The sequence below is a fragment of the Streptomyces sp. NPDC056160 genome, from assembly GCF_042268205.1.
In the GTDB taxonomy this organism is placed as follows: Bacteria; Actinomycetota; Actinomycetes; order Streptomycetales; family Streptomycetaceae; genus Streptomyces.
On sequence record NZ_JBHJUW010000095.1, the window covers coordinates 1 to 24,532 of the forward strand.

18 protein-coding genes and 3 pseudogenes are annotated in these 24,532 nt (G+C 74.3%); 17 read left to right on the forward strand and 4 right to left on the reverse strand.

The genetic code is table 11. The features are described 5' to 3' along the window. The 13 genes and pseudogenes from ACFC02_RS28820 to ACFC02_RS28880 all read left to right on the forward strand — a co-directional run. A partial coding sequence (locus ACFC02_RS28820) for a hypothetical protein (protein WP_376363310.1) occupies positions 1–667 on the forward strand: 667 nt, incomplete at its 5' end. A 222-nt stretch (positions 668–889) separates the two neighbouring features. Continuing rightward, on the forward strand, positions 890–2,857 hold the full coding sequence (locus ACFC02_RS28825) for a glycosyltransferase (RefSeq protein WP_376363313.1): 1,968 nt from the start codon (positions 890–892) through the stop codon (positions 2,855–2,857). Further along, on the forward strand, positions 2,850–3,992 hold the full coding sequence (locus tag ACFC02_RS28830; protein ID WP_376363316.1) for a sugar phosphate nucleotidyltransferase: 1,143 nt from the start codon (positions 2,850–2,852) through the stop codon (positions 3,990–3,992). The genes ACFC02_RS28825 and ACFC02_RS28830 overlap by 8 nt, the downstream gene beginning before the upstream one ends. After that, a complete protein-coding gene (locus tag ACFC02_RS28835; protein WP_376363318.1) occupies positions 3,989–4,948 on the forward strand; it encodes a carbohydrate kinase family protein in 960 nt (319 codons plus the stop codon). The genes ACFC02_RS28830 and ACFC02_RS28835 overlap by 4 nt, the downstream gene beginning before the upstream one ends. A gap of 179 nt (positions 4,949–5,127) precedes the next feature. After that, complete coding sequence (locus ACFC02_RS28840) at positions 5,128–8,793, forward strand: Cof-type HAD-IIB family hydrolase (protein WP_376363321.1); 3,666 nt, start codon at positions 5,128–5,130, stop codon at positions 8,791–8,793. Then, complete coding sequence (gene malQ, locus ACFC02_RS28845) at positions 8,790–10,907, forward strand: 4-alpha-glucanotransferase (RefSeq protein WP_376363324.1); 2,118 nt, start codon at positions 8,790–8,792, stop codon at positions 10,905–10,907. Before ACFC02_RS28840 ends, malQ begins: the two co-directional genes overlap by 4 nt. A gap of 8 nt (positions 10,908–10,915) precedes the next feature. Then, positions 10,916–12,262 (forward strand): sedoheptulose 7-phosphate cyclase, encoded by a 1,347-nt coding sequence (locus ACFC02_RS28850; RefSeq protein ID WP_376363326.1) that lies wholly within the window; start codon positions 10,916–10,918, stop codon positions 12,260–12,262. Next, positions 12,255–12,653 carry a cupin domain-containing protein gene (locus ACFC02_RS28855; RefSeq protein WP_376363329.1) on the forward strand — a complete coding sequence of 133 codons (399 nt, stop codon included), beginning with the start codon at positions 12,255–12,257 and terminating at the stop codon, positions 12,651–12,653. The genes ACFC02_RS28850 and ACFC02_RS28855 overlap by 8 nt, the downstream gene beginning before the upstream one ends. Further along, positions 12,643–13,677 carry an ROK family protein gene (locus ACFC02_RS28860; protein WP_376363374.1) on the forward strand — a complete coding sequence of 345 codons (1,035 nt, stop codon included), beginning with the start codon at positions 12,643–12,645 and terminating at the stop codon, positions 13,675–13,677. The genes ACFC02_RS28855 and ACFC02_RS28860 overlap by 11 nt, the downstream gene beginning before the upstream one ends. 129 nt (positions 13,678–13,806) lie before the next feature. After that, positions 13,807–14,628: pseudogene (locus ACFC02_RS28865) on the forward strand (SDR family oxidoreductase); the annotation flags it as partial. A gap of 340 nt (positions 14,629–14,968) precedes the next feature. After that, a pseudogene (locus ACFC02_RS28870) lies at positions 14,969–15,583 on the forward strand (GMC family oxidoreductase N-terminal domain-containing protein); the annotation flags it as partial. Between the two features lie 61 nt (positions 15,584–15,644). Then, positions 15,645–16,496: a GMC oxidoreductase gene (locus tag ACFC02_RS28875; RefSeq protein WP_376363332.1), complete on the forward strand. Its 852-nt coding sequence runs from the start codon at positions 15,645–15,647 to the stop codon at positions 16,494–16,496. A 90-nt stretch (positions 16,497–16,586) separates the two neighbouring features. Then, positions 16,587–17,531, forward strand: a complete 945-nt coding sequence (locus ACFC02_RS28880) for an aldo/keto reductase family oxidoreductase (RefSeq protein WP_376363334.1) — start codon at positions 16,587–16,589, stop codon at positions 17,529–17,531. 107 nt (positions 17,532–17,638) lie between these two features. Here ACFC02_RS28880 and ACFC02_RS28885 read toward each other — a convergent pair. Continuing rightward, a pseudogene (locus tag ACFC02_RS28885) lies at positions 17,639–17,818 on the reverse strand (AraC family transcriptional regulator); the annotation flags it as partial. Positions 17,819–17,930: 112 nt separating this feature from the next. Continuing rightward, positions 17,931–18,197 carry a hypothetical protein gene (locus tag ACFC02_RS28890; RefSeq protein ID WP_376363337.1) on the reverse strand — a complete coding sequence of 89 codons (267 nt, stop codon included), beginning with the start codon at positions 18,195–18,197 and terminating at the stop codon, positions 17,931–17,933. Between the two features lie 133 nt (positions 18,198–18,330). Between ACFC02_RS28890 and ACFC02_RS28895 the strand changes: the two genes are divergently transcribed. Beyond that, positions 18,331–19,131 carry a GNAT family N-acetyltransferase gene (locus ACFC02_RS28895; RefSeq protein ID WP_376363340.1) on the forward strand — a complete coding sequence of 267 codons (801 nt, stop codon included), beginning with the start codon at positions 18,331–18,333 and terminating at the stop codon, positions 19,129–19,131. Between the two features lie 88 nt (positions 19,132–19,219). Here ACFC02_RS28895 and ACFC02_RS28900 read toward each other — a convergent pair whose 3' ends face one another. Next, the gene (locus ACFC02_RS28900; protein ID WP_376363343.1) at positions 19,220–20,239 is read right to left on the reverse strand and encodes an alpha/beta hydrolase; all 1,020 of its coding nucleotides are present in this window, start codon (positions 20,237–20,239) and stop codon (positions 19,220–19,222) included. Between the two features lie 26 nt (positions 20,240–20,265). Further along, positions 20,266–21,480 carry a cytochrome P450 gene (locus ACFC02_RS28905; protein WP_376363346.1) on the reverse strand — a complete coding sequence of 405 codons (1,215 nt, stop codon included), beginning with the start codon at positions 21,478–21,480 and terminating at the stop codon, positions 20,266–20,268. Between the two features lie 205 nt (positions 21,481–21,685). Here ACFC02_RS28905 and ACFC02_RS28910 point away from each other — a divergent pair, with 205 nt between their 5' ends. From ACFC02_RS28910 to ACFC02_RS28920, 3 genes are all read left to right on the forward strand, one after another. Further along, a complete protein-coding gene (locus ACFC02_RS28910) occupies positions 21,686–22,447 on the forward strand; it encodes an NPP1 family protein (RefSeq protein WP_376363349.1) in 762 nt (253 codons plus the stop codon). Between the two features lie 170 nt (positions 22,448–22,617). Further along, entirely contained in the window at positions 22,618–23,088 is a 471-nt protein-coding gene (locus tag ACFC02_RS28915) for a cation:proton antiporter regulatory subunit (protein ID WP_376363352.1), read from the forward strand. Positions 23,089–23,093: 5 nt separating this feature from the next. Beyond that, a complete protein-coding gene (locus ACFC02_RS28920) occupies positions 23,094–24,353 on the forward strand; it encodes a cation:proton antiporter (RefSeq protein WP_376363354.1) in 1,260 nt (419 codons plus the stop codon). The last annotated feature ends 179 nt before the right edge of the window (positions 24,354–24,532 follow it).

A 24,532-nucleotide genomic window follows, 5' to 3' on the forward strand; every position in this document is an offset into this window, starting at 1 on the left:
GCTGCCGCCCGCCGCGCGCCGCGCCGCCTTCGCCGCCCTGGAGGGCGAAGCGGCCGCGCTGCGGGAGGCGTGCGCCGGGCGGGACACGGCCCCGGGCGCCGGTCCCTGCCACGGCGACCTGCACCTGTCCCACCTGCTGTGCGGCGAGCAGGACACGGACGGCGCCCCCTGGCGGATGAGCGTCATCGACCTGTCCACGCCCGCCGTGTCGCCGGACGACCCCGCCTACGCCGCCCAGTCGCCCCTCCAGGACCTCGTCGCCGTCCAGCGCGCCCTGGAGTACTTCGCGGCCGACGAGGCCGCCTTCGAGAGCGCCCGGCGCCTCGGCATCGACGCGACGCTGACCATGTACGCCTCTCTGGAGACCTCCGCGCACACCGGCGGGGACCGCCCCCGCGACCTGGGACCCGCACGGCAGGCGGTGGTCGACACCGTCTTCCGCACCGCCGACACCTGGCGCGCACACGTGCTGCGCCTGCTGCTGGGCCCCGCCCCCGACGGCCCGCTGCGCCGCCTGCTGTACCTGCGGCGCCTGCTGCACGAGCTGGGCTACAACCACGACCACGCCCGCCCTTACCACGCCGCGATCGACCTGCGCCACGCGCTCGCGCAGGCGGGGGACACCTCCCCCGCGCACCCCGCCCCGACGACCCCCGCGAGGACATGACCGACGTGAACGCGCCCCGGCCGCCCCGCACCTCCCCCGCGCCCCGGATGCACGTCATCGAGACGTACTTCGAGTGCTGCGGCTTCGACCACACCTTCCTGCAAGGCGGCACCTCCGTCTACCTGTGGAACCTGTCCAGGACCATCGCCGCACGCGGCCACCGGGTCTCCATCGTCACGCCCGCGCACGGCCGCCTCGACGACCTGCGCCGCCGCCTACGACGTGGAGGACCTGCCCTACGCCGACTCGTACACCCTGCCGGTGGCGCTCGACGCCAGGGTGTGGCAGGACTTCCCGTCCGAGGTGCGGCTTGCGCTGCGCACCACCGCGCACCGCATCCGGCTGGACGGCGTGGACCTGTACTTCCTGTCCAACGAGTACCTGGACCGGCTGCCGGACACCTTCTACCCGCCCTACTCCGCCAAGGGACGGGACCTGGTCTTCTTCAAGCCGCTGGTGTTCCAGGTCGACTGCGTGCGGTTCCTGCGCACCTGGTTCGGCGAGGAACGCGCGATCGTGCACGCGCACGAGCCGTACTACCACCACCTGCTGCCGGCCGCCCTGCGCGCGGACCCGACCAAGCTGGTCGTCAGCAACGTGCAGAGCAACATGCCGATCGCGAAGAAGGTGTACGCGCCCGAGGTGCAGCGCCTGTTCGACCTGCTCGGTGTGGACGTGAAGCTGCCGGGACCGGACCCCGAGCCCGACGTGCCCGCGGCCGTCGTCCAGTACCAGCAGCTCACGCATCTGCACTACACCTACCCGCAGGACCACGTGGCGCTCTACGAGCTGACCGCCGAGCACGCCGACCTGATCGACTTCCTCTCCCCCGGCCAGCTCGACTTCTACGCCTCCTTCCGGGACACCCCGTTCGAGCGGCTGTTCCGGCGGCTGCCCATCGCCGACGTGGTGCGGCGCAACGCGCACAAGATGTTCGTCGGCGGCTGCGCCATCTCCGACCAGTGGCTGTCGTGGGACCCGGCGGACGTCGACCGGGCCGAGGTGCTCGGCGGCCTGGGCCTCGACCCGGAACTGCCCACGTTCTTCCACAACGCCCGCTACGCCGTCCACCACAAGGGCCAGGTGGAGCTGGTGCGGGCCGTGGACCGGGTGCTGGGCGAGGGTCTGGCGGCCAACTTCGTCGTCCGCTGCATCTCCGGCGCCGGCATCGACGACCCGTACTTCCACGAGGTGGCCGCCCGCCACGCGGGCCGGCTGCACCTGGAGTGGGAGCGGGTGCCGGAGGAGCGGGTGTTCGCGTACGCCGCCGCCTCGGACTTCGCGCTCTTCCCGTCCAAGTTCGAGATGGACACCTTCCTCATCGCGCAGGGCGAGGCCATGGTCGCGGGGGCGGTGCCCATCGCCACCGACCAGCGCGGCATGGAGCACTTCCGGCACGCGGACGGCCCCGGCACCGCCACCGGCTTCGCGGTGAACCGGTCCTTCGCGGAGGACGACGACCTGCTGGTCGCGGCGCTCGCGGACCGCATCCGGCAGGCGGCGGCGCTGTGGTCCCAACAGCCAGACCGCTACGAGGAGTTGTCGCGTCGGGCCGCGGCTGTGGCCCGGGTCTTCACCTGGGACCACTGCGCCGACCTGCACCTGGAGGCGTTCACCGGCTTGTGGGAGGGCCGCCCACCGGTCCTGGCCCCCGAACTGGCCCTGCGGCACGGCTGGTTCGACCTGCTGCCCGACGACGTACACACCGGTGACGCACCCACCGGTGACACACCCACCGGTGACGCATCCACCGACGACCTGCCGTACGACCCCCGGGCCGCCGCCGACGCCGCCGTGGACCACGGTGACCTCGACGCCTACGAGCGCCACGCCCCGCTCGACGCGGACGCCGCCCGCCGGATCTTCCGCGCCGCCTGGCTGCGGGCCGACTTCCCCGCCTGCGAACGGGTCCTCGCCCGCGTGCCCGGCGCCGTACCGCCCGCGGAGGTGACCGCGCTGCGCGAGCGCCACCGGGTGAGCGGCACCCGTCTGGAGTACCGGCTGCCGCACGCCGAACGGGTGGAAGTCGTCAGCGCGCGGCCGGGCTCGGCCAGAGCCCTGCCCGAGGTGACCACCCTGGAACGCACGGAGCCGGGTGTCTTCGCGGGCGAGGCACCGCCAGAGGGCGCCCAGCTCCTGCTCACCCTCTCCTCCGGCCGCGTCACCTGGGACGAGGTGCGACATGACTGAGCCACGGAGCGATGATCCGCGCGGAAGCGGTCTGCGGGGCGTGCGCGCGGTGCTGCTGGCCGGCGGCGAGGGCCGGCGCATGGGACCGCTGGGCACCGGACGGCTCAAGCCGCTGGTCCCCTTCGGCGGCGCCTGCCGGCTCATCGACTTCAGCCTGGCCAACGCCCGCGCCTCGGGCCTGCCGGAGGTGCTGCTGCTGTCGCAGTACGAGGAGCGGCTGCTGATGGACGACCTGCACCGGGTGTGGAACGCCCGGCCGGGCTTCCGGGTGCACTTCGGGCCGTACGACAGCGCCTACCGGGCCGTCCCCGCGGGTCTCCCCCGTGAACTGCCCTCGCGTACCTGGCCGCTGGAGCGGGGCACCGCCGACGCCCTGATCCGCAAGGCGGAGTACGTCTTCACCGAGGGCACCGAAGACGTCCTGGTGCTGCACGCCGACCACGTCTACCGCTACGACTACGGGCCGCTGGTCGCCGCGCACCGCGCTTCTGGCGCCGCGCTGACCGTCGCCTACCAGCGCATCGACCCGCGCTGGGTGCACCTGTTCGGCATGGTCGGTTTCGACGGCAGCGGCCGGCTCACCGAGTTCGTGGAGAAGCCGGAGAACCCCACCTCCGACCTGGTCTTCGCGGCGTTCTGCGTGTTCGACGCGGCCGTGCTGCGCCGATACCTGACCGCGCTGGACGGGAGCGGCTGGCAGCACGACATCAGCCGTGACGTGATCCCCGCGATGCTCGCGGCAGGGGAGCACATCCGCGGGCACGAGGTGCGCGGCCACTGGGAGGACATCGGCACCGTGGAGCGCTACCACCGCGCGCACCTGGCGCTGGCCGCCGGCCCGCGCGCGCCGCTCCCGGTAGCCGACATGCCGCTCACCCTGCGGCCGGGCACCGCGCGCCAGTGGGTGGCCGCCGCCCCGGGCGTGCGCGCCTCGCTGATCCCGGCCGACCTGGTCAACGCCGGTCTGGTGGAGGACAGCGTGCTGTTCCCGGGCGTGCGGATCGGCGCCGGGGCGCGGGTGCGGCGCAGCGTGGTGCTGCCCGGTGCCGTGGTGGCGCCGGGCGCGGACATCGACGGGGCGGTCGTCCTAGAGGACGGACACGTCCAGCAAGTCACCGAAGGAGTGAGGGCATGACCGTCTCCGAGCGGGCCGCGGGTGAGCGGCATACGGTTTCGAGCGACTACGACGTGCTGGTGGTCGGTGGTGTGGGCGTGGACACCATCGTGCGCGTCGACGAACTTCGGGTGCCGCCGGGCGACTCGGTGTTCGTGGAACCGCTGGTGGACTACGTGGGGCACACCGGCAACGGCGTTGCGCTGGGCTGGCACACCTTGGGCCTGCGGACGAAGTTCATCGACTTCCTCGGGGACGACCCGCAGGGCCGCATGGTGCTCGACCACTACGCGCGCCACGGCCTGGACTTCGCTCACGTCGTCTCCCCGCACGGCACCCCGCGCGCGGCCAACCTCGTCGACCCGCAGGGGCGGCGGTTCTCCTTCTACGACGGCCGGCACCCCGCCGACCTGAGGCTGCCGCGCGACTTCTACCTGCCCTTCCTGGAGCGCTCGGCCCACGTCCACCTGTCGATCACCGGCCACAACCAGGACATGTACGAGGACATCCACCGCCTGGGCGTGACCAGTTCGACGGACCTGCACGACTGGGACGGGCGCAATCCGCACCACCGCGCGTACGCCCTCGCCTCCGACTACGTCTTCCTGAGCGCGGCGGCGATCCACGACCGGCTGGAGGCGGTGCTGCGCTCGGTCGTGGAGGAGGGCCGGGCGCGGTTCGTGGTCGCCACGGACGGCGCCGACGGATGCCATCTGCTGGTGCGCGGCGAGGACCGGGTGCGGCACTTTTCCGCCGTGCGTCCGGAGCGGCCGGTCGTGGACACCAACGGTGCCGGTGACGCGTTCGTCACCGCGTTCCTGCACAGCCTCTTCGAGGGGCGCGAGTGGGAGGAGTGCGTGCTGGCGGGTTCGGTGGCCGGGGCGTTCGTGTGCGGCAGCGTGGGCACCCACACCGAGTTCATCGACCTTCCCGGGCTGCGCGCGGCGGGCGCGCGCGCGGCCGCGGCACTCCGGTGAGGCGGGCACGTATGCACGGGACACAGACAGACGACGGCGCGGCTCACGGAGCACCGACACCCGGCCACGCGGCCCACGGGACGCACGGGACGCACGGGGCACCAACACCCGGCCACGCGGCCCACGGGGCACCAACACCCGGCCACGCGACGCACGGGCCGGGAGCGCGCGCCGACGCGATGCACATCATCCACTTCTCCTTCGAGTGCGGCGGGTTCGACAACCGCCTCATGCGCGGCGGGCTTTCGCCGCTGGTGTGGAACCTCTCGCGCGAGTACGCCGCGCGCGGCCACCGGGTCTCCGTCGTCACGCCCGCCCACGGGCTGCTCGGCGCGCTGCGCCGCGACCACGCGATCGAGGAGACCGGCTACGTCCACGAGCACCGGGTGCCGCTCGTCCTGGACCCCAAGGTGTGGCCGGACCACCCGTCCGAGATCACCCTGGAGCTGACCACACGCGCCCACCGGCTGCGGCTGGAGGGGGTGGACGTCTATTTCCTGTCCGACGACTTCCTGGACCTGCTGCCCGACCGGCTGTACCCGCCGCCGGGCACCGAGGGCCGGGACCTGGCCCACTTCAAGCCGCTGGTCTTCCAGGTGGCCGGGGCCCACTTCGTCCGGCGCCACCTCGGCGGCGGCCCGGCGGTGGTGCACGGTTTCGAGCCGTACTACCACTACCTGCTGCCGCCGGTGTTCGCCGGTGACCCGGACCTGCGGACCGTGAGCACGGTCGCGGCGAACGCGCCGGTCACGCAGAAGGTGTACCGGCCGCAGGTGGAGCGGCTGCTCGCCCTGTTCGGCGCGGACGCGGACCTGGACGCGCTGGACGGGCGGCCGCCCGCCGAGGACGGTCCGACCGCGACCATGGCGCGGGCCCTGGCCGGGACCCGCATGCACGTCGAGTACGGCCCCGACCACGTCTCCTTCCTGCCGCTGATCGTGGCCCACGCCGATCTCGTCGACTTCGTCTCGCCGGGTCAGCGCGACCACTGCGCCACCTTCCGCGACACCCCTTTCGAGAGCTTCTTCGCGACGCTGCCGCTCGCGCGGATGCTGCGCGAGCGGGCGGACAAGCTGCTGATGGGCGGCTGCGGGACGGCCGACAGCTGGCTGGCTCGCGATCCGCGGGCCGTCGACCGGGCTTCGGTGCTGCGCTCGCTCGGACTCGACCCGGCCCGCCCGGTCTTCTACCACGCCGCCCGTTACGCGGTGCACCACAAGGGCCAGTTGGAGCTGATGCGCGCGGTCGAGGACGTGCTCGCGGCCGACCCCGAGGTCAGCTTCGTCCTGCGGTTCGCCACCGGCGGGGGCGGGGCGACGGCACCGGCACCGGCCAACTCCCACTTCCAGAGTGTCGCCGACCGGTATCCGGGCCGGGTCCACCTGGAGTGGCGGCTGGCCGGCGAGGACACCCTGTTCGAGCAGGCCGCGTGCGCGGACTTCTGCGTGTTCCCCTCGAAGTACGAACTCGACGGGTTCCTCATCGCCCAGGCCGAGGCGATGGCGTGCGGCGCGGTGCCCCTGGCGACCGCGCAGACCGTCACCGCCCACTTCGGGCACGCCCTGCCGCCCGGGGACCCCGCGTCGACGGGGTTCGCGCTGCCGGGCTCCTTCCGGGACGACGACCCCGCGCTGGCCGGCGCGCTCACCGCGCGCATACGCGAGGCCGCCGCGCTGTGGCGCACGGACCCCGACGCCTACGCCCGGCTGTCGGAGCGGGCCCGCGCCACCGCCCGGTCCTTCACCTGGCGGCACAGCGCCGACCTGCGGCTGGCGGCCTTCGCGGACCTGCTGCGCGGCCTGAGCAGGCCCTACCCGGTCGAGGACGCCGTACGGTACGGCTGGTTCGACGCGCTGCCCCCGGCCGCCTGGACCGAGCACCGGGCGCTGGTGGCCGGGTCGGCGGCGGCGCTGGGTGACGTGGACGCGTACGGGCGGTGTGCACCGCTCGACGAGGCGGCGTACGAGCGGTTGTTCGAAGCCGCGTACGCGCGGGCGGACTTCGCCCGGTGTGCGCGGGTCGCGTCGGCAGCGGGCCGTGCGGACTGGTCGGCGCGGCTGCGGGGACGGTGCCGGACGCGGCAGGACGCGGCGGGCCGCTGGCACGTCGCGTACACCCACCCGGGGGCGCGCCACGTGGACGTGGCGGTCACCGGCGCGGCCCGCGTCTCGGAGCTGGAGTCCCGCGCCGAGGCGGCCGCCTCCGACGAGGCCGTGCCCACGGGCAGCGGCGTCGTCCTGGCCCCGCTGACCCCGGCCGGGGAGGGTGTCTTCCGGGGCACCCTGGACGGACCGCCCGTCGGCAGGCACCTGCTCGTCATGCTCACCCTCGCCTCCGGCCGGGTCACCTGGGACACGGTCGAGGTGCGGGACCTGGGCGCAGGCCCGGGAGACACCGTGGAGGCGACCACCCAGGCCGGACGCCCGGGGGGCACCGTCGAGGGGCCCGCGGCCGCCGGCATCCCAGAGGACACCGCCAAGGGGCCCGTGTCCGCCCTCCGCCCGGAGGACATCGCCCAGGCAGGACGTCCGGAGGGCACCGTTCAGGCCGGACGCCGGGGCGGCATCGTCGAGGATCCCTCACCCGCCTTCGGCCCGGAGGACACCGTCCAGGCAACCGCCCGCGCCGGGCGCCCTGCGCGGCGGTCGCGGCCGCCGTTCCGGCTGGTGGCCACCGATCTCGACGGCACGCTGCTGCGCGACGACCTCACCGTGTCCGGGCGCACGTTGCGCGCCCTGGCGCGCGTGCGGGAGGCGGAGGCGCGGCACCTGGTGGTCACCGGCAGGCCCGCCACGGCCTGCAAGCAGTACCTGGCCGCGCTCGGCTACCGTGGACTCGCCGTGTGCGGACAGGGCGCGCAGCTCTACGACGCCGGCGCCGACCGGCTGCTGACCTCGGCCTCGCTCGACCTTGACCTGGCGCGCAGCGTGGTCGAGCGGGTGGAGGTCGTGCTCGGACCGCTGGAGCTGGGGGTGGTGACGGCACCTCCGGAGAGCCGGTTCAAGGTGACCCCGCGGTTCGGCGAGCGGGTCCGGCACGGCTGGGACGTGACCGCCGACCGTGAGCTGCTGTGGAGCGGCCCGATCGACAAGCTGGTCCTGCACCACCCGGACGTACCGGAGGACGAACTGGAGTCCGAGGCACGGCGGTTGTGCGGGGACGAGGTCACGGTGGTGCACTCGGTGCGTGGCATGGTGGAGGTGCTGCCGCCGGGCACCACCAAGGGGGCCGGGGTGGCGCGGGCGGCTGAGCTGCTGGGGTTCGAGGCGGCCGATACGATCGCCTTCGGCGACATGCCCAACGACATCCCGCTGCTGGCCTGGGCCGGGCACGGGGTGGCCGTGGGCAACGCCCATCCGGCGCTGCGGGCGATGGCCGACGAGATCGCGCCGGGCAACGACGAGGACGGCGTCGCCGTGGTCCTGGAACGCCTCTTCGGCGTGCCGGGCGTGGCGGGCGTGGCAGACCGGAAGAGCCCGCCGAGCGCGGCAGGCACGACCGTCCCGGCCGCCGTGACAGGCACGACCGTCCCGGCGAGCGTGACAGACGCGGCCACCCCGGCCACCCCGGCCGGCGTGACAGACGTGACCGTCCCGGCGAGCGCGACCGGCACGACAGACACGGCCACCCCGGACCGCGCGACCACCCCGGCCGCCGTGACAGACGTGACCCGCCCGGCGAGCGTGGCAGACCTGACCACCGCGGCGAGCGGGGCCGGCATGACAGACCTCACCCGCGTCGCCGGCCCCGCGAGCGCGACCGGCGCGGCCACCGTGACCGGCGTCGCAGGCGCGGCCCACGCGGCCGGCGAGCGGTACCGGCCGGCGGCGGAGCGTGAGGCATGAGCGACGCCCTGCGCGAACTCGCGCGCACCCACGGCATCTCCACCGCCTACACCACCGACCGGGGCCACCGGGTCGCCGTGTCCCCGGACACGCTGGTGGCCGTGCTCGGCGCGTGCGGGGTGGACGCCACGACTGACACGGCGGCCCGGACCGCGCTGGCCGCCCACCGGGCGCGCGTCGCGGCCCGGCTGCTGCCCGCCTGCGTCGTCCTGCGCGGCGCCGGCGCGCCACGGCCCGCCCTGCCCGACGGCGCGGTGGCCGAGGTGGAGCTGGAGGGCGGCGGCGCAACGGCCGCCCTGTCCGGCCCGCTGCCCGTCGGCCGGCACACCCTGCGCGTCACCGCGGCCGGACGCGCCGAGTCGGCGCCGCTGCTGGTCGTCCCGGAGCGGCTGCCCGTGCCCGAGGGCCGCAACTGGGGGTTCCTCGTCCAGTTGTACTCGGTGCTCTCGCGCCGCTCATGGGGCATGGGCGACCTCGGCGACCTGGCGGAACTGGCGTCCTGGTCGGGGCGGACCCTGGGCGCGGACTTCGTCCAGCTCGGCCCGCTGCACGCCGCCGAGCCCGGACCGCTGCCCGACCCGTCGCCGTACCGGCCCGGCACCCGCCGCTTCCCCGACCCGATGCACGTGCGGGTCGAGGCGGTACCGGAGTACGCCTACCTCACCGGCGAGGCCCGCCGCCGCGCCGACCGCTGCGCCGGACGGGCCCGCACCCTGAACGAGGCCGTCCTGCGCGGTACCGCGCTCATCGACCGGGAGGCCGTACGCGCGCTCAAGCACGAGGCGCTGCGCGCGGTGCACGAGGTGCCCCTGGCTCCCGGACGGGCCGCCGAGTTCGCCGCGTTCACCGCGCGCGAGGGCCGCGATCTGACGGACTTCGCCACCTGGTGCGCGCTGGCCGGGATGCACGGCGGCGCCTGGCGGTCCTGGCCGGCCGAGCTGCGCGACCCGCGCTCGCCGGCCGTGGCCCGCGCCCGCGAGGAACTGGCCGGCGAGGTCGGCTTCCACCGCTGGCTGGCCTGGATCACGGACGAACAACTCGGCGCCGCGCAGGCGGCGGCGACCGGCGCGGGCATGGGCATCGGCCTGATCCACGACCTGGCGGTCGGGGTGGCGCCCGAGGGTGCCGACACCTGGGCGCTGGCGGACTGCCTGGCCGCCGGGATGAGTATCGGCGCGCCGCCGGACGACTTCAACCCGCACGGCCAGGACTGGGGGCAGCCGCCATGGCGCCCCGACTCGCTCGCGGCCACCGGCTGCCTGCCCGCGGCCCGTTTGCTGCGCGCGGGCCTGCGGCACGCGGGCGCCCTGCGCATCGACCACGTGATGGGCCTGTTCCGGCTGTGGTGGGTGCCGGAGGGCCGCCCGCCGTCGGAGGGCACGTACGTCCGCTACGACGCGGACGCGATGCTCGGCACGGTCATGCTGGAGGCGCACCGGGCCGGGGCGTCGGTGATCGGCGAGGACCTGGGCACCGTGGAGGCGGGCGTACGGGAGTTCCTGCACGCGCGCGGCATCCTCGGCACGTCCGTGCAGCGGTTCGAGTACCTCGGGGGTTCCGAGGGACGGCACGGGCCGCTGCCGCCCGAGCGGTGGCGCGCGGACTGTCTGGCCACGCTCACCACGCACGACCTGCCCACGACGGCCGCCTGGCTCAGCGGCGAGCACGTCGAACTACGGTCACGGCTCGGCCTGCTGACCCGCCCGGAGGCGGAGGAGAAGGCCGAGGCGGCCACCGAGCGCGACGGCTGGCTGGCGGAGCTGGAGCGGGTGGGGCTGCTGCCCGACCCGGAGGGCGACGTCGTCGCGCTCCACCGCTTCCTGCGCCGCACCCCGGCGCGTCTGCTCGGCGTGTGGCTGCCGGACGCCACCGGCGACCTGAGACCGCAGAACATCCCCGGCACGTCGTCGGTGCACCCCAACTGGCGGCTACCCGTCAGCGACGGCCGGGGCCGCCCCGTCCCCCTGGAGGAGCTTCCCGGCCTGCCTCTCGTACCGGCTCTGGCCCGGGTGTTCGCGGGCCTGCGGCGGGGTGACGGGGAGACGTGTGAAGCCTCCGAGGCCCGTGAAACATGCGACAACCCTGAAACGTGTGAAAAGACCGAGGAAGACTGAGGAGACAGATGTCAGGCCAGGTTCTTGAGCGGGTCGGCCAGCCGCTCGCGGGGGTCCGCGAGGACGCCGGCGGCTTCGACCTGAGGGCACCGGACGGCACCCGCTACCGGGTCGACCTCGCCGCCGGAGTGCTCGACGCGGACAACACCCTGCTCGCCGCGGCCCTGGACGGCCGCCGTGTGGTGGCCTACGTCAGCCCGGCCGTCGACCGGCTCTACGGCGCCCGGATACGCGCCTACCTGGACCGCCATGTGCGGCCGGGGCAGTGGAGCCTGCACGTCATACCCACCGGCGAGCACCGCAAGACGCTCGCCTCCGTGGAGCACGTGTGCGCCGTCGCCAAGGCGGACGGCCTCGACGGTGTGATGCTCGCGGTCGGCGGCGGCATCGTCGCGGACGTCGTGGGTTTCGCCGCGTCCATCTACGCGCGGGGGATCCGCTACATCAAGGTCAACACCACCCTCGTCGGCCAGGTCGACGTGGGTGTCGGCGTCAAGACGGGTGTCAACGCCCTGCACACGAAGAACATGTTCGGCGCCTACCACCCCGCGCACGCCTCGCTGAACGATCCCGCCTTCCTCGCGACGCTGCCGCCGAGGGAGATCCGCTGCGGTCTGGCGGAGATCGTGAAGATGGCCGTGATCCTCGACGAGGATCTGTTCCGGGCGCTGGAACGGCACCCGGACGTGTTCCGCCGGTCCGCCGGGCAGGACGGCGCGGACCGTCCGCACGGCGAGCTGGAGGAGTACGTCCTGCGCACGTCGATGCGGCTGATGATGGAGGAGCTGTGCCCGAACCTGCGCGAGCACGACCTCGCCCGGCTCGTCGACTTCGGCCACACCTTCAGCCCCGTCGTGGAGACCGCGGGCGAGCACCGGCTCAGGCACGGTGAGGCCGTCGCCGTCGACATGGCGCTCTCCGCGCACGTGGCGAAGCTGCTGGGCCTCGCGGACGAGGAGACCTGCGACCGGATCGTCCGGCTGCTGCGGCGGATCGGGCTGCCGGTGTTCGACAAGGACACGTGCACACCCGAGCTGATGACACAGGCGCTGCGGGCCTCCTGGCAGCGCCGGGGCCGCAAGCTGCACCTGGTGGTGCCGACCGGGATCGGCAAGGCCGCCTTCGTGGAGGAGCTGGAGGACGTGCCGGGGGACGTGCTGGTGGCCGCGCTCGGCGCGCTCGCGGAGGACGCGGGCGGCCTGGACGGCATGGACGGCATGGACGGCGCGGACGGGCCCGGGGGCGCGGGCGGATGGGACGGCACGGGCGGGCCGCAGGACTCGGACAGGCCGACGTACGCCGACACTGCGGACGACGCGGCTCACGCCCGCGGAGAGGAGCGGCACGGTGCCTGAGGCCGTGGTCAATCTGCGGGAGCTGCTGACCGGCAAGGAGCGTGACCACGACGGCGTCGGCACGATCCTCGCGCACCGCGTCTTCGCGCGCCGCCCCGGCTCGCCGGGCGCCGAGTTCATCGACCTCGCGGTGCTGCCGCCGGGCACGTCGATCGGCCGGCACCGGCACGGCGCCGACCGGGAGACGTACGTCGTGCTCGAGGGCGGCGGGCTGATGTTCCGCGACGGCACGGAGTTCCGCGTGGGCCCCGGCGACGTCGTCGTCAACGACCCGCACGGGGAGCACGGCCTGCGCAACGACTCCGACCGTCAGGACCTGCGGCTGCTGGTCTTCGAGGTCGTCCTGCCCCAGGGGCCGGAGGGAGGGGCGGACGGTGGAGATGACGAGTGAGAGCGGCCCGTTCACCGTGCTCGACGTCGGCGGCACGACGCTGCGGATCGGCGCCTACGACCCGGCGACGGGCGTACTGTCCCGGGTGCGCCGGATGCCGGTCGAAGGCATGCACCGCGACCCCGGCGCCCCTGTGCCGGTGCTCCAGCGGCGGGTGGTGGACCAGATCGTACGAGAGGTCGGCGCACACACCGGCGGACACGCACCCCGCGCCCTCGGGGTGGCCTTCGCCGGCCCCATCACGGCGGGCGGCCTCGTCCTGGCCGCCCCCACGGTGTGGGGCAGACGCGGCGATCCGCTGCCCCTGGGTGACCTGCTCACCGAGCGGACCGGCGCCCCCGCGGTCGTCGTGAACGACCTGACGGCGGCGGCCTGGCGCTACGCCGCCACCGAACCGGGCGACTTCTGCCTGCTGACGGTCAGTTCGGGCATCGGCAACAAGGTGTTCCGCGGCGGTGACGTCCTCGTCGACGCCGACGGCCACGGCGGGGAGCTGGGCCACTGGGTGTGCGACGTCTCCCCGGACGCGCCGCCCTGCGACTGCGGCGGGCGCGGCCACCTCGGCGCGATCGCCTCGGGGCGGGGCGTGCTGGCCGCCACCCGCCGGGCCGCCGCCGCCGATCCGGCCGGCTTCGGCCGCTCCCGGCTCGCCGCGCTGTGCGACGGCCGGGCCGTGGACATCGACAACCGGGCCACGGCCCGTGCGGTCCGCGAGGGCGACGCCTTCGCCACGCAGGTGCTGCGCGGCACCCTCACCCACCTCGCCCAGGCGATCTCGGCGGTGTTCACGTCGATCGGGGTGTGCCGGTTCATCCTGATGGGCGGCTTCGCCCTGGCCGTCGGCGAGCCCTACCGGCGGCTGCTCGTGGGCGAGTTGACCCGGCTCGGCTGCTTCGGCCTGGACGCCGGGCAGGTCGACGCGATGGTGTCGCTGGGGGTGGCCGACGACGACCACGGGCTGATCGGCGCGGGCCGGCTGCTGGCGGGCCGTACGCCCGTCCCCTCCTCGCAGGGGGCGCCGTGAGCGCCCCGCGCACGCTCGTGGTGGGCAGCGGGCTGATCGGTGCCGCGCTCGCCCGCCGTCTCGTCCCCGGCGGCGGGGCGGTGACGCTCGCCTCGCGCCACCGCCCCGCCCCGGCACCTCGGTCGTACGGGGGCGCGCTGGGAGGCGCTGGACGCCACCGACGCGCGGGCCTGCGCCCGGCTCCTGGCCCGCCTCCGCCCCGACCGAGTGGTGCTGGTGCACGGCCCCTCCGACGCCACCTGGTGCGAGGAGCACCCCTCACAGGCGCGGGCGGCGCACGTCGCGGTGGCGGAGAACTTCGCCGCCCTGGCCCGGGACGCGCGGATCGTGCTGATCTCCTCCGACAACGTCTTCGACGGCGCCTCGGCGCACAACGCCGAGAGCGCCCCCGTCCGCCCGGCCAACGCCTACGGCCGGGCCAAGCTCGCGGCCGAACAGGCGCTGCTGGCCGGGGCGCCCGGCGCCGTCGCGCTGCGCGTCAGCCTCGTCTACGGCCACGAGGGCGCCGACGCGGGCAAGTGGCTGAACTTCTTCGCCGTCTGCGCCCACCGGCTGCTGCGCGGCGAGCGCGTCGAGGCGCCCGACGACCACTGGACGACCCCGGTGGTCCTGCCCGACGTGGCCGAGGTGACGGCGGCCCTGCTGCACACCCCGGACCCGCTGCCCCCGGTCCTGCACCTGGGCGGCCCCGACCGGGTCACCCGTGCCGAGTGGGCCACGGTGATCGCCGGCGCGCTGGGCGCACCGGCCGGCCTGGTCGTCCCGGTGCCCCGGGCCCGTACGCGCTACGCCTCCCGCCCGGCGAACGTCTGCCTCACCAGCGAGGTGCTGTCCACGCTCCCGGCCACGGAGAGGATCACCGTGCGGGGCGTGGCGGAGGGGGCGCGGCTGCTGGCGCCCGCGTTCACCGGCAGCGGTGCGGGCACGGACGCGGGCACCGTGCGGTGGTAGCACCTGCCGTCCGCCAACGTGCGGTCACAGCGCCGCCGTCCGCCAACGTGCGGTCACAGCACCCGTCGTCCGCCACCGCCCGGCCGCCGCAGCGCCCCTCGTCCGTCACCGCCCGGCCGTCGCAGCGCCCCTCGTCCGTCACCGCCCGGCCGTCGCAGCGCCCCTCGTCCGTCACCGCCCGGCCGTCGCAGCGCCCCTCGTCCGTCACCTCCCGGCCGTCGCGCCCCAGTGGCAACGCACCGGTCCGCCTTCCGACCGGCGCAGCCGTCCGCCTACCCCGCCGCCCACCCCGCCGCTCACTCCGCCGTTCACCCGGCGACGACCCCTCGTGGGAGCACCCATGGCAAGCTCATCGATCCCCTCCGGCTACGACGTCGTCATCCTCGGCGGCGGTGTGGCGGGCTGCGTGCTGGCGGCCCGGCTCAGCGAGGACCCCGGCCGCTCGGTCTGTCTCGTCGAGGCGGGCCCGGACTACGGGCCGCGACAGCGGGACTGGCCGGAGAAGGTGCGCAACGCGCGCGCCCTGCCCCGCGACGACGTGTGGGAGCGGCACACCTCGTTCTACCGCATCCGCGCCCGGGTCCTGGGCGGCTCGTCGTGCATCAACGGCTGCTGGAACACGTGGGGTTCGCCCGCCGACCACGCGGAGTGGGTGCGCGCGGGCGGCGAGCGCTGGTCGGCCCCGGCGATGGAACCGTACCGGCGCAGGGCGGTGGAGCGGATGGGGCTGCGCACGGCGCCCGGCGACGAGCTGTCCGCGTGGAGCGCGGGCGCGCTCGCGGCGGCCCGTGAACTCGGGTACCCGGAAGTGGACATGGGCTCTGCCGACGGCGGCCCCGGTCGGGGCGAGCCGCTGCTGAACGCCGTGGACGGCCTGCGCCGCAACGCGGCCTTCGCCTACCTGGACCCCGAGACGCGGGACCGGCCCAACCTGACGGTGCTCAGCGGCGCCCTGGTGGACCGGCTGACCGTGCGCGGCGGACGCGTGCACGGCGTGGAGGTGCGCGCGGGGGGGCGTGGACGGGCGCGGGGGCGGCGGACTCACGGCGCTGACGCTGACGGCGGGCACGTACGTGCTGGCCGCCGGGACCTTCGGCTCGCCGGGCGTGCTGCTGCGCAGCGGCATCGGCCCGGCCGCGCACCTGGCCGAGAACGGCATCCGCTGCGAGGTGGACCTGCCCGGGGTCGGCGCGAACCTTTCCGACCAGCCCGGGGTGTTCCTGCCGCTGTCCCCCACGGCCGCCCTGAAAGCGGCGCTGGCGGCCAAGGAGGCGGCCGGCGAGCTGTATGTGAGCCGGATGCTGGTCAGGGCGGCGAGCGAGCGCTGCCCGGCCGGTTCGTGGGACCTGCACCTGCTGCCCACGGCGGGCCCGCCCCTGTTCGGCAAGCTGCCGCCCGGGCAGTACGAGGCCGGAGTGTCCGCCTTCCTCATGAAGCCGCTCTCGCGCGGCCGGGTGTGGCTGCGTTCGGCCGACCCCTGCGAACCGCCAGGGATCGACCCGGCGTTCCTGACGGACCCGGACGGCCACGACGTCGCCGTGCTCCGCTCGGGGCTGGCGAAGGCGGCGGAACTGGCCACCGCGCTGGGGTCCCTGGCCGGGCCGCCCGCGGACGGCGGCGTGCCGGTGCGCGAACTGTCCGACGCGGCGCTGCGCGACCGGGTGGGCACCTACTGGCATCCCGTGGGTACCTGCGCCATGGGCCCGCAGGACGACCCGCTCGCCGTGGTCGACGGTGCGGGCCGGGTGCGCGGCGTGGCGGACCTGCGGATCGCCGACGCCTCCGTCCTGCCGACGGTGCCCGCCGCCAACACGCAACTGCCGGTGCTCGCCGCCGCCGAGATGCTGGCCGACACCCTGCGCGCCTGACCTTCCGCGCGACCGCCTCGCCCTCCCCTCCCTCCCTCCCTGTCTCTTTCTCCCCTCTCCCCTCTCCCCCTCTCACCGACGGAGACCGCCATGACGGCACCCCCCGACATCCGCGCGCACCGGCTGCTCTACGGCTGCATGGGCCTGGGCGGCGGCTGGGACACCCTGCCGTACACCGCCGAGGACGTGGGACGGGCCGAGGCGGCCGTCGAGGCGGCCCTGGCCGCCGGCATCACGGCGTTCGACCACGCCGACATCTACCGGTTCGGCAAGTCGGAGGCGGTCTTCGGCGAGGTGCTCGCCCACTCGCCGGGGCTGCGGGAGCGCGTGGTCGTGCAGACGAAGTGCGGGATCCGGCTGCCCGAGGGCGAGCGGGTGGGCCACTACGACCTGCGCGCCGCGAGCATCGTGCGCCGGGTGGAGGAGAGCCTGACGCGGCTGCGTACGGACTTCGTGGACGTGCTGCTGCTGCACCGGCCCGACCCGCTCGCGGACCCCGACGAGATCGCCGGGGCGTTCTCCGTGCTCCGTTCCCAGGGGCTGGTGCGGCAGTTCGGCGTGTCCAACATGAGCGGGCCGCAGGTCGCCTTCCTCCAGGCGCGAGTGGACGTCCCGCTCGTCGTCGACCAGGTGGAGATGAGCCTCGCCCACCGGGACTGGGTGGAGGCCGGGGTGCTGTTCAACACCCCGGCCGCGGCTGGGACCGGCTGTCCGCCGGGCACGGTCGAGCACTGCGTCTCGGCCGGCGTCCGGCTCCAGGCCTGGGGCGCGCTGGCCCGGGGCCGGTTCACCGAAGGCGACGACACCCCGGCCGGCCGGCTCGTCGCCGATCTGGCCCGCCGCAAGGGGACGACACCGCAGACCGTCCTGCTGTGGTGGCTGCAACGCCACCCCGCGGGCATCGCACCGGTCGTCGGCACCACCCGCCCCGAGCGCATCCGCGCCTGCGCCGACGCGGTGAGCGGCGAGACGCGCCTCTCCCACGAGGAGTGGTACGAGCTGTGGGTGGCCGCCCGGGGCACGCCTCTGCCGTGACCGGGACGGCGGCCCGCCTCAGCCCTGTTCCCGCTCCACCGGCAGCCACAGTTCGGCGTCGGCGTCCGTCCCGCCCTCCTGCACGCGGGTGCGCAGGATCTCGGGGCCGCGACGGTGAGCCGTCTGCGCCGTACGTACTCCGACAGCGGCATGCCCGCGAGCGAGGAGAACATCCGGCGCAGGTGGTACTCCGACGTGGCCGCGATCCGCGCCAGGGCGGCCACGTCGACGGACTCCGACACGTGGTCCTCGATGTGTTCCATGGCCTGGTTGAGCCGCTCCAGCACTCCCGGTCCCCTTCCTGTGCTGTGCTCATCACGCTAGGCGGCGGGCGGGGTGCCCGACCCGACATTCCGTGCCCGAAAGGATCGGGTGCGGTGGCGGACCGCCCGCACCGGTTCAGGGCAGGTCACCGCGCCAGTCGAAGCGGTCGGGGTCGGCGGGGCGGGGCGCGTACACGGTACGGCCGCCCGGACCGTACCTGCCTATCTCCGTGGGCAGGACGACGCCGTCCGCGCGGGTGCGCGCGGGCAGGTCGGTGACGTCCAGCAGCAGCCCGTCGAGCGGCCCGGCCACCAGTTGTGCGTAACGGCGCCCGGGCCGGGGCGCGGCGTCCTCGTGATCGGCGCCGTAGACCCGGCCCCGCATGAAGTCCTGCTCGTCCATACGGGACAGGGTCGCAGCCGCCACTGACAGCGGGGCCTGCCGGTGGACGGGGGGCGTCGTGGTGAGCCGCGGCGCGGGCGGTGGCCGTGTTGTACTCGGACGATTCCCGTACGTCAGGCAAGGGAGTGGGGCAGTGGCGGATCTAGCCGAGTCGATCGAATCCATGGAGCAGCTCGCGGCCGTGTGGCGCATGATGGTGCTCGACCGCGATCCGGAGGCGGACGTACGGGACTTACCCGGGATCGCCGTGCGCTGGGCGGACTGCCGGTTCGCCTTCTGGAACTGCGTCACGCTGACGGATGTCGGCGCGGACGCGGACCTCCTGGCCGAGCGGCTGGGCCGGGCGGCGGACGTCATGCGGGGCAAGGAGCACCCGGGCTTCCTGTGGGTCTTCGAGGACCTGCTCGACGAGGGGGCCCGGCAGGCGCTGCCGGCGGCGGCCGGGCGGGCCGGGCTCGCACTCGCCTTCCCCGGTACCGGGATGGCCGGGGACATCCTGCCCCTGCCCGATCCGGTCCACTCCGACCTGACCTTCGCACGGGTGACCACGGGCGACCAGCTCCGGGCGTACGCGGACCTCAACTCGCGTGCCTACGGCTTCCCGATGGAGGACGGCCGCGACGGGCTCCTCGGCTCCACGCTGTGGAAGGACGACGCGTACGCGTACCTGGCGCTGCGCGACGGAGTGCCGGTGGCGTGCGCGGCGGCGGTGGAGGCCGACGGCCGGCTGTTCGTGGCGCTGGTCGCCACGGACCCCCACTGTCAGCGCCGCGGCTACGGCGAGGCGGTGACCCGCAAGGCGCTGCACGAGGGGGCGCGGGCCACTGGCCTGACCCGCGCAACCCTACACGCGACGGTCGCCGGCGCGCCCGTCTACCCGCGCATCGGTTTCCGTCCGAACTCCCCTATGCACTTCTACGCGCTGAAGGCCTGACCGGACACGGAGCACGCATACGAAACCCGTGCACGAAGCCCGGGCACGCGGCCCCGGGACGCGGCCCCGCGCACGCTGCCCGGGTGGGTCAGCGTGCCAGGACGCGGCGCAGCCAGCGCACCCGGGCCGCGCGAGCGTCCCGGGAGACGGCGGCGTCCGGGGCCATCTGGTCGAAGCCGTGGAAGCCGCCCGACCAGACGTGCAGTTCGGCGTCGCCGCCGGCCTCCCAGAGGGACGCCGCCAGGGCCACGTCCTCGTCGCGGTAGGTCTCGGCCGCGCCGGCGTCGATGTAGAACGGCGGCAGTCCGGACCAGTCGGTGGCGCGGGCGGGTGCCGCGTAGGGCGGGACGCCGGGGGTGCCGCGGGCCTCGCCCAGCAGGGAGGCCCAGCCGACGTCGTTGGCGTGCCGGTCCCACACACCGCGGCCGGCCATCTGGCGGGCGGAGGGCGTGTCGTTGCGGTCGTCGAGCATGGGGCACATCGCGAGCACGCCGAGGAGGGCCGGTCCGCCGCGGTCGCGGGCCATGAGGGCGACCGCGGTGGCGAGCCCGCCGCCCGCGCTGCCCCCGGCCACCACGATCCGCCGCGGGTCGCCGCCGAACCCGCCGATGTGCCGGGCCACCCATTCCAGGCCGGCGTAGCAGTCCTCCGCACCGGCGGGGTAGGGGTGTTCGGGCGCGAGGCGGTAGTCGGCGGACACCACGACCGTCCCCAGGGGCGCCGCCCATTCGCGCAGCACGCCGGAGAGTCCGGTGCGGTGCGTGCCGCCCATCATGCCGCCGCCGTGCAGGTGGTAGACGACGGGGGCGCCGTCGGGCAGTCCGGCGGGTCGGACGACGAGCAGCGGGACGTCGGGCGCTCCCGCGGGGCCGGGCACGCGCCGCTCGTGCACGTCGAAGGTGCCGCCGTCGCTGAGTTCCTCGTCCGTGGGGTCGGGGGAGGTGCCGGCGAGCAGGGCACGCCAGCGGGGCACGTCGGCGGGCGTGGACGGCTCGGCGCCGGGCGGGACGGCCGGGCCGTCCAGGAAGGCCGCCAGCTCGGGGTCGAAGGGGACGGGCGGCCCGGTGGGAGCGGAGCGGTCCTGGTGGGAGGTGCGGGGGTGGTGCATGTGTTCCTTTCCGTGCGGGGGATGCGTCACCAGGTGACCGGCAGTTCGTGGACGCCGTAGATGAGCATGTCGTGTTTGAACGCGACGGCGGCGTCGGGCACCGCGACCCGCAGGCCGGGGAAACGGCGCAGCAGCGCGGGGTAGGCGAGCTGGAGTTCCAGGCGGGCCAGGTTCTGTCCGAGGCACTGGTGGACGCCGTGCCCGAAGGCGATGTGCCTGCGGACGTCGGCGCGGCCGATGTCGAAGCGGTCGGGGTCGGTGAAGACGGCGGCGTCTCGGTTGCCGGCGGCGTTGGCCACGATCACGCCCTCACCGGCCCGGACGAGCCGGCCTCCGATCTCCACGTCCTCGGTGGCGACGCGGGCCAGTCCGCTGTGCGTGATGGTGAGGTAGCGCAGCAGTTCCTCGACGGCCGATGCCACCCGGGCGGGGTCCTCGCTGTCGCGGACGGCGGCGATCCGGCCGGGGTCGCCGAGGAGCACGAGGGTGCCGAGCGCCGTCATGTTGGCGGTCGTCTCGTGCCCGGCGACCAGCAGGGACACGGCGATCTCCACGAGGAGGGCGGAGTCGAGTTCGCCGCCGCGCACCCGTTCCACCACCAGGGAACCGAGCAGGTCGTTCCCGGGCGACCGCTGCTTGGACGCGATCAGCTCCCGCAGGTAGGCGGCGAGTTCGGAGCGGGCGGCGGTGAACTCGTCGGCGGTGCTGTCCCGGGCGATCATCGCGCGGGCCGCGTCCTGGAACAGCGGCTGGTCCTCTCGGGGCACCCCGAGCAGTTCACCGATGACCAGGGAGGGCATCGGCAGCGCGAAGGCCTCGACCAGGTCGGCCGGAGGGCCCGCGGCCTCCATGCGGTCCAGCAGACCGTCGATGATCTCCTGGATCCGGGGGGCCAGTGCGGTCACCCGCCGGACGGTGAAGTGCCCGGCCAGCATCCGTCGCTGACGCGCGTGCTCGGGGTCGTCCTGGGTGACGAAGGCCTGGATCTCGGCGGCTCCCTGGGCCTTGAAACCCGCGCTGGGCGAGGGGAAACCGGGCCGGGAGGGGTCGGCGCTGAAGCGGGGGTCGGCTAACACGGCGCGCTGGTCGTCGTGGCGGGTGACCAGCCAGGGAGTGCTCCCGTCCCAGATGCGGACCCGTACGGGCGCCCCGTGCTGCCGCATCTGAGTGTAGAGCGCGGGCGGGTCGAAGGGGCATCCGGCCGCGCGGTCGGCCGGGAAGGCGGGGTGCGTCGAGGTCATATGTGCGTGTTCCTTCTTCTGGAAGCAGGGCTGATGCCGTGCGCAAACATGTGCCATACAAACATGTTTCTGGCGAAACCTTAAGCGGGCGTGCGTCACCGCACGGGCCGACGCGCCCGGGCACCCTTGCGCCACCCACCGCCCTGTGCCTAGCTTGATGGCACGTCAACTGCCTTGTATTCCTGGTGGGTTGGGAGGACCCTCCATGCGCCGACGGTGCGTCCCGCTCCTGTCCCTGCTCGGTGTGCTGACCCTCGTCTCCCTGGTGTTCCCCGCTCACGCCGGTGCCGCCGTCCTCCCGGCGCTGCCACAGAACGCCGACGGTCTCGAACAGACCTTCTCGCCCGCCTACGACTACGACGGCGACGGCTGCTACGCCACGGCCGCCATCAGCGCCGACGGCACCCTCAACCCGGGACTGCGGCTGGGCGGCGACGTCAACGGCCACTGCCACGACTACGCCCAGCTGGCCAACGCCAACACGTACTCGCGGGAGAAGTGCGACAACGGCTGGTGCGCCGTCATGTACGCCAGCTACTTCGAGAAGGACCAGGCCACCCTGGGCCCGGCCGCGATCGGGCACACCCACGACTGGGAGCACGTCGTGGTGTGGATCAACGACAACCAGGTCCGGTACGTCTCCGTCTCCCAGCACTCCGGCTACCAGGTGGCCTCCGCCTCGTCGGTGCGCTTCGACGGCACCCATCCCAAGATCGTCTACCACAAGGACGGTCTGTCCACGCACTGCTTCCGCTTCGCCGGTGGCAACGACGAACCCCCGGAGAACGTCACGGGCGGCTGGTTCTTCCCGCGCCTGGTCGGGTGGAACGGTTACCCCGAGGGCCTGCGCGACAAGCTGATGGGCGCGGATTTCGGCGCGGCCACCATCAAGATCAAGGACGGCGACTTCGCCTACGCCCTCGCCCACTCCATGCCCGCGGGAATCCCCTTCGACCCGAACGCCTGAGGGCGCGCGAGGGCGTCCGAAGCCCCTCACCGGTCCCCCCGCACCGGTCCCCCGACCGGCGACCGCCGTCCGCAGAGCGCGGCGGCGGTCGTTAGGGTGTCCCAGACGGTTGGCAAAGAAAAGGTCAAGCCGCAGGACCACTGAGGGAGACAGGCGTGGGAACCGCACGCATGAGCAACACACCGCTGCCGGGCATCGGCACGCGCTACGACCTGACGACACGGGAGCGGCGCCGGCTGTCGGTGGTGGCCCACCGGGACGGTACGCGGACACTCAGCGCGTACCAGGAGGACGACGCCGACGCCTGCGCGCTGTCGGTACGGCTGACCCCGGGCGAGGCGGAGAGCCTCATCGACGCGCTGATGCCGACGCACCACAGTCCGAACCTGCTGTCGACCACCGAACTGGGACTGGTGGCCGAGCGGATCACACTCTCCGCCACCTCGTACTGGAACGGCAGGGTGCTGGGCGACACGCAGACGCGCACCCGGACCGGTGTGTCCATCGTGGCCGTGCTGCGCCGGGCCGAGGCGGTGCCCTCCCCCGGCCCCGACTTCCGGCTCGCCGGCGGTGACGTGCTGATCGTCATCGGCACGCTCGAAGGCGTGGAGGCAGCCGCCGGAATACTCGGGCGGGAGTGAGCACGATGCACTCCGCTGTCTTCCTCATCGAGTTCGGCGCGATCCTGCTCGGACTCGGACTGCTGGGCCGGTTCGCCGGGCGGCTGCGCTTCTCACCGATCCCCCTGTACCTGCTGGCCGGACTGGCCTTCGGTGAGGGCGGGCTGCTGCCGCTCGGGGCCAGCGAGGAGTTCGTGGCGATCGGCGCCGAGATCGGTGTCATCCTGCTGCTGCTCATGCTCGGCCTCGAGTACACGGCCAGCGACCTGGTCTCCAACCTGAAGACGCAGTACCCGGCCGGCCTCGTCGACGCCACGCTCAACGCGCTGCCCGGCGCCCTCATGGCACTGCTGCTGGGCTGGGGTCCGGTCGCGGCCGTCGTGCTCGCCGGTGTCACGTGGGTCAGTTCCTCCGGTGTCATCGCCAAGGTGCTCGGCGACCTGGGACGGCTCGGCAACCGCGAGACACCCGTGGTACTGAGCATCCTCGTCCTCGAAGACCTGTCCATGGCCGTCTACCTGCCGATCGTGACGGCGCTGCTCGCCGGCAGCGGCCTCGCGGCGGGCAGTGTCACCCTGGCCATCGCCCTCGGTGTGGCCGGGCTCGTGCTGCTGCTCGCGGTGCGCTTCGGCCGGCACATCTCGCGTTTCGTCTCCAGTGACGACCCCGAGAAGCTGCTGCTGGTCGTGCTGGGCCTGACCCTGCTGGTCGCCGGTGTGGCCCAGCAGCTCCAGGTGTCCGCCGCCGTCGGTGCGTTCCTGGTCGGCATCGCGCTGTCCGGTGAGGTCGCCGAGGGCGCGCACCATCTGCTCGCGCCCCTGCGGGACCTGTTCGCCGCGGTGTTCTTCGTCTTCTTCGGCCTGCACACCAACCCCGCCGACATCCCGCCCGTCCTCCTGCCGGCCCTCGCCCTGGCGGCCGTCACCACCCTGACGAAGATCGCCACGGGTTACTGGGCCGCCAAGCGGGCCGGCGTCTCCGTCAAGGGCCGCTGGCGGGCGGGCGGCACGCTGGTCGCCCGCGGCGAGTTCTCCATCGTCATCGCCGGACTCGCCGTCACCGCGGGAACGGAGGCCTCACTCGGTCCGCTGGCCACCGCGTACGTGCTCATCCTCGTCATCCTGGGGCCGTTGACGGCCCGCTGGACCGAGCCGCTGGCGCTGCGCCTGACCGCGCGACGCACGAAGCGGTCCGCTGAACCCACACGTCAGGACGCCGGCAAGGCGTCCGTCCCGGCTCCGCGCGGTGCGGCGGAACACCACCATGACACCGCCGGTCCGTCCTGAGCCGGGGTTGGCCGCAGGCATGTGCGCCCCGTGGCGGGGAACGCTCGGGGAACGGCCGAGACACCGTCGGAACACCGTCGGGAACGCACTTTCCGGTGGCCGTCCGTCAACTGTGAAAGGCCCCTCTTTGCACCATCCACTACGCTGCCACCAGCCACATGGCCCATAATCCACAATTC

Bases quoted from the DNA above. Each gene is read 5' to 3' on its own strand.
- ACFC02_RS28910 (WP_376363349.1), top strand. From the start codon at position 21,686: ATGCGCCGACGGTGCGTCCCGCTCCTGTCCCTGCTCGGTGTGCTGACC.
- malQ (WP_376363324.1), top strand. From the start codon at position 8,790: ATGAGCGACGCCCTGCGCGAACTCGCGCGCACCCACGGCATCTCCACC.
- ACFC02_RS28900 (WP_376363343.1), bottom strand. From the start codon at position 20,239: ATGCACCACCCCCGCACCTCCCACCAGGACCGCTCCGCTCCCACCGGG.
- ACFC02_RS28890 (WP_376363337.1), bottom strand. From the start codon at position 18,197: ATGGACGAGCAGGACTTCATGCGGGGCCGGGTCTACGGCGCCGATCAC.
- ACFC02_RS28880 (WP_376363334.1), top strand. From the start codon at position 16,587: ATGACGGCACCCCCCGACATCCGCGCGCACCGGCTGCTCTACGGCTGC.
- ACFC02_RS28830 (WP_376363316.1), top strand. From the start codon at position 2,850: ATGACTGAGCCACGGAGCGATGATCCGCGCGGAAGCGGTCTGCGGGGC.
- ACFC02_RS28860 (WP_376363374.1), top strand. From the start codon at position 12,643: ATGACGAGTGAGAGCGGCCCGTTCACCGTGCTCGACGTCGGCGGCACG.
- ACFC02_RS28905 (WP_376363346.1), bottom strand. From the start codon at position 21,480: ATGACCTCGACGCACCCCGCCTTCCCGGCCGACCGCGCGGCCGGATGC.
- ACFC02_RS28840 (WP_376363321.1), top strand. From the start codon at position 5,128: ATGCACATCATCCACTTCTCCTTCGAGTGCGGCGGGTTCGACAACCGC.
- ACFC02_RS28835 (WP_376363318.1), top strand. From the start codon at position 3,989: ATGACCGTCTCCGAGCGGGCCGCGGGTGAGCGGCATACGGTTTCGAGC.
- ACFC02_RS28920 (WP_376363354.1), top strand. From the start codon at position 23,094: ATGCACTCCGCTGTCTTCCTCATCGAGTTCGGCGCGATCCTGCTCGGA.
- ACFC02_RS28850 (WP_376363326.1), top strand. From the start codon at position 10,916: ATGTCAGGCCAGGTTCTTGAGCGGGTCGGCCAGCCGCTCGCGGGGGTC.
- ACFC02_RS28915 (WP_376363352.1), top strand. From the start codon at position 22,618: ATGAGCAACACACCGCTGCCGGGCATCGGCACGCGCTACGACCTGACG.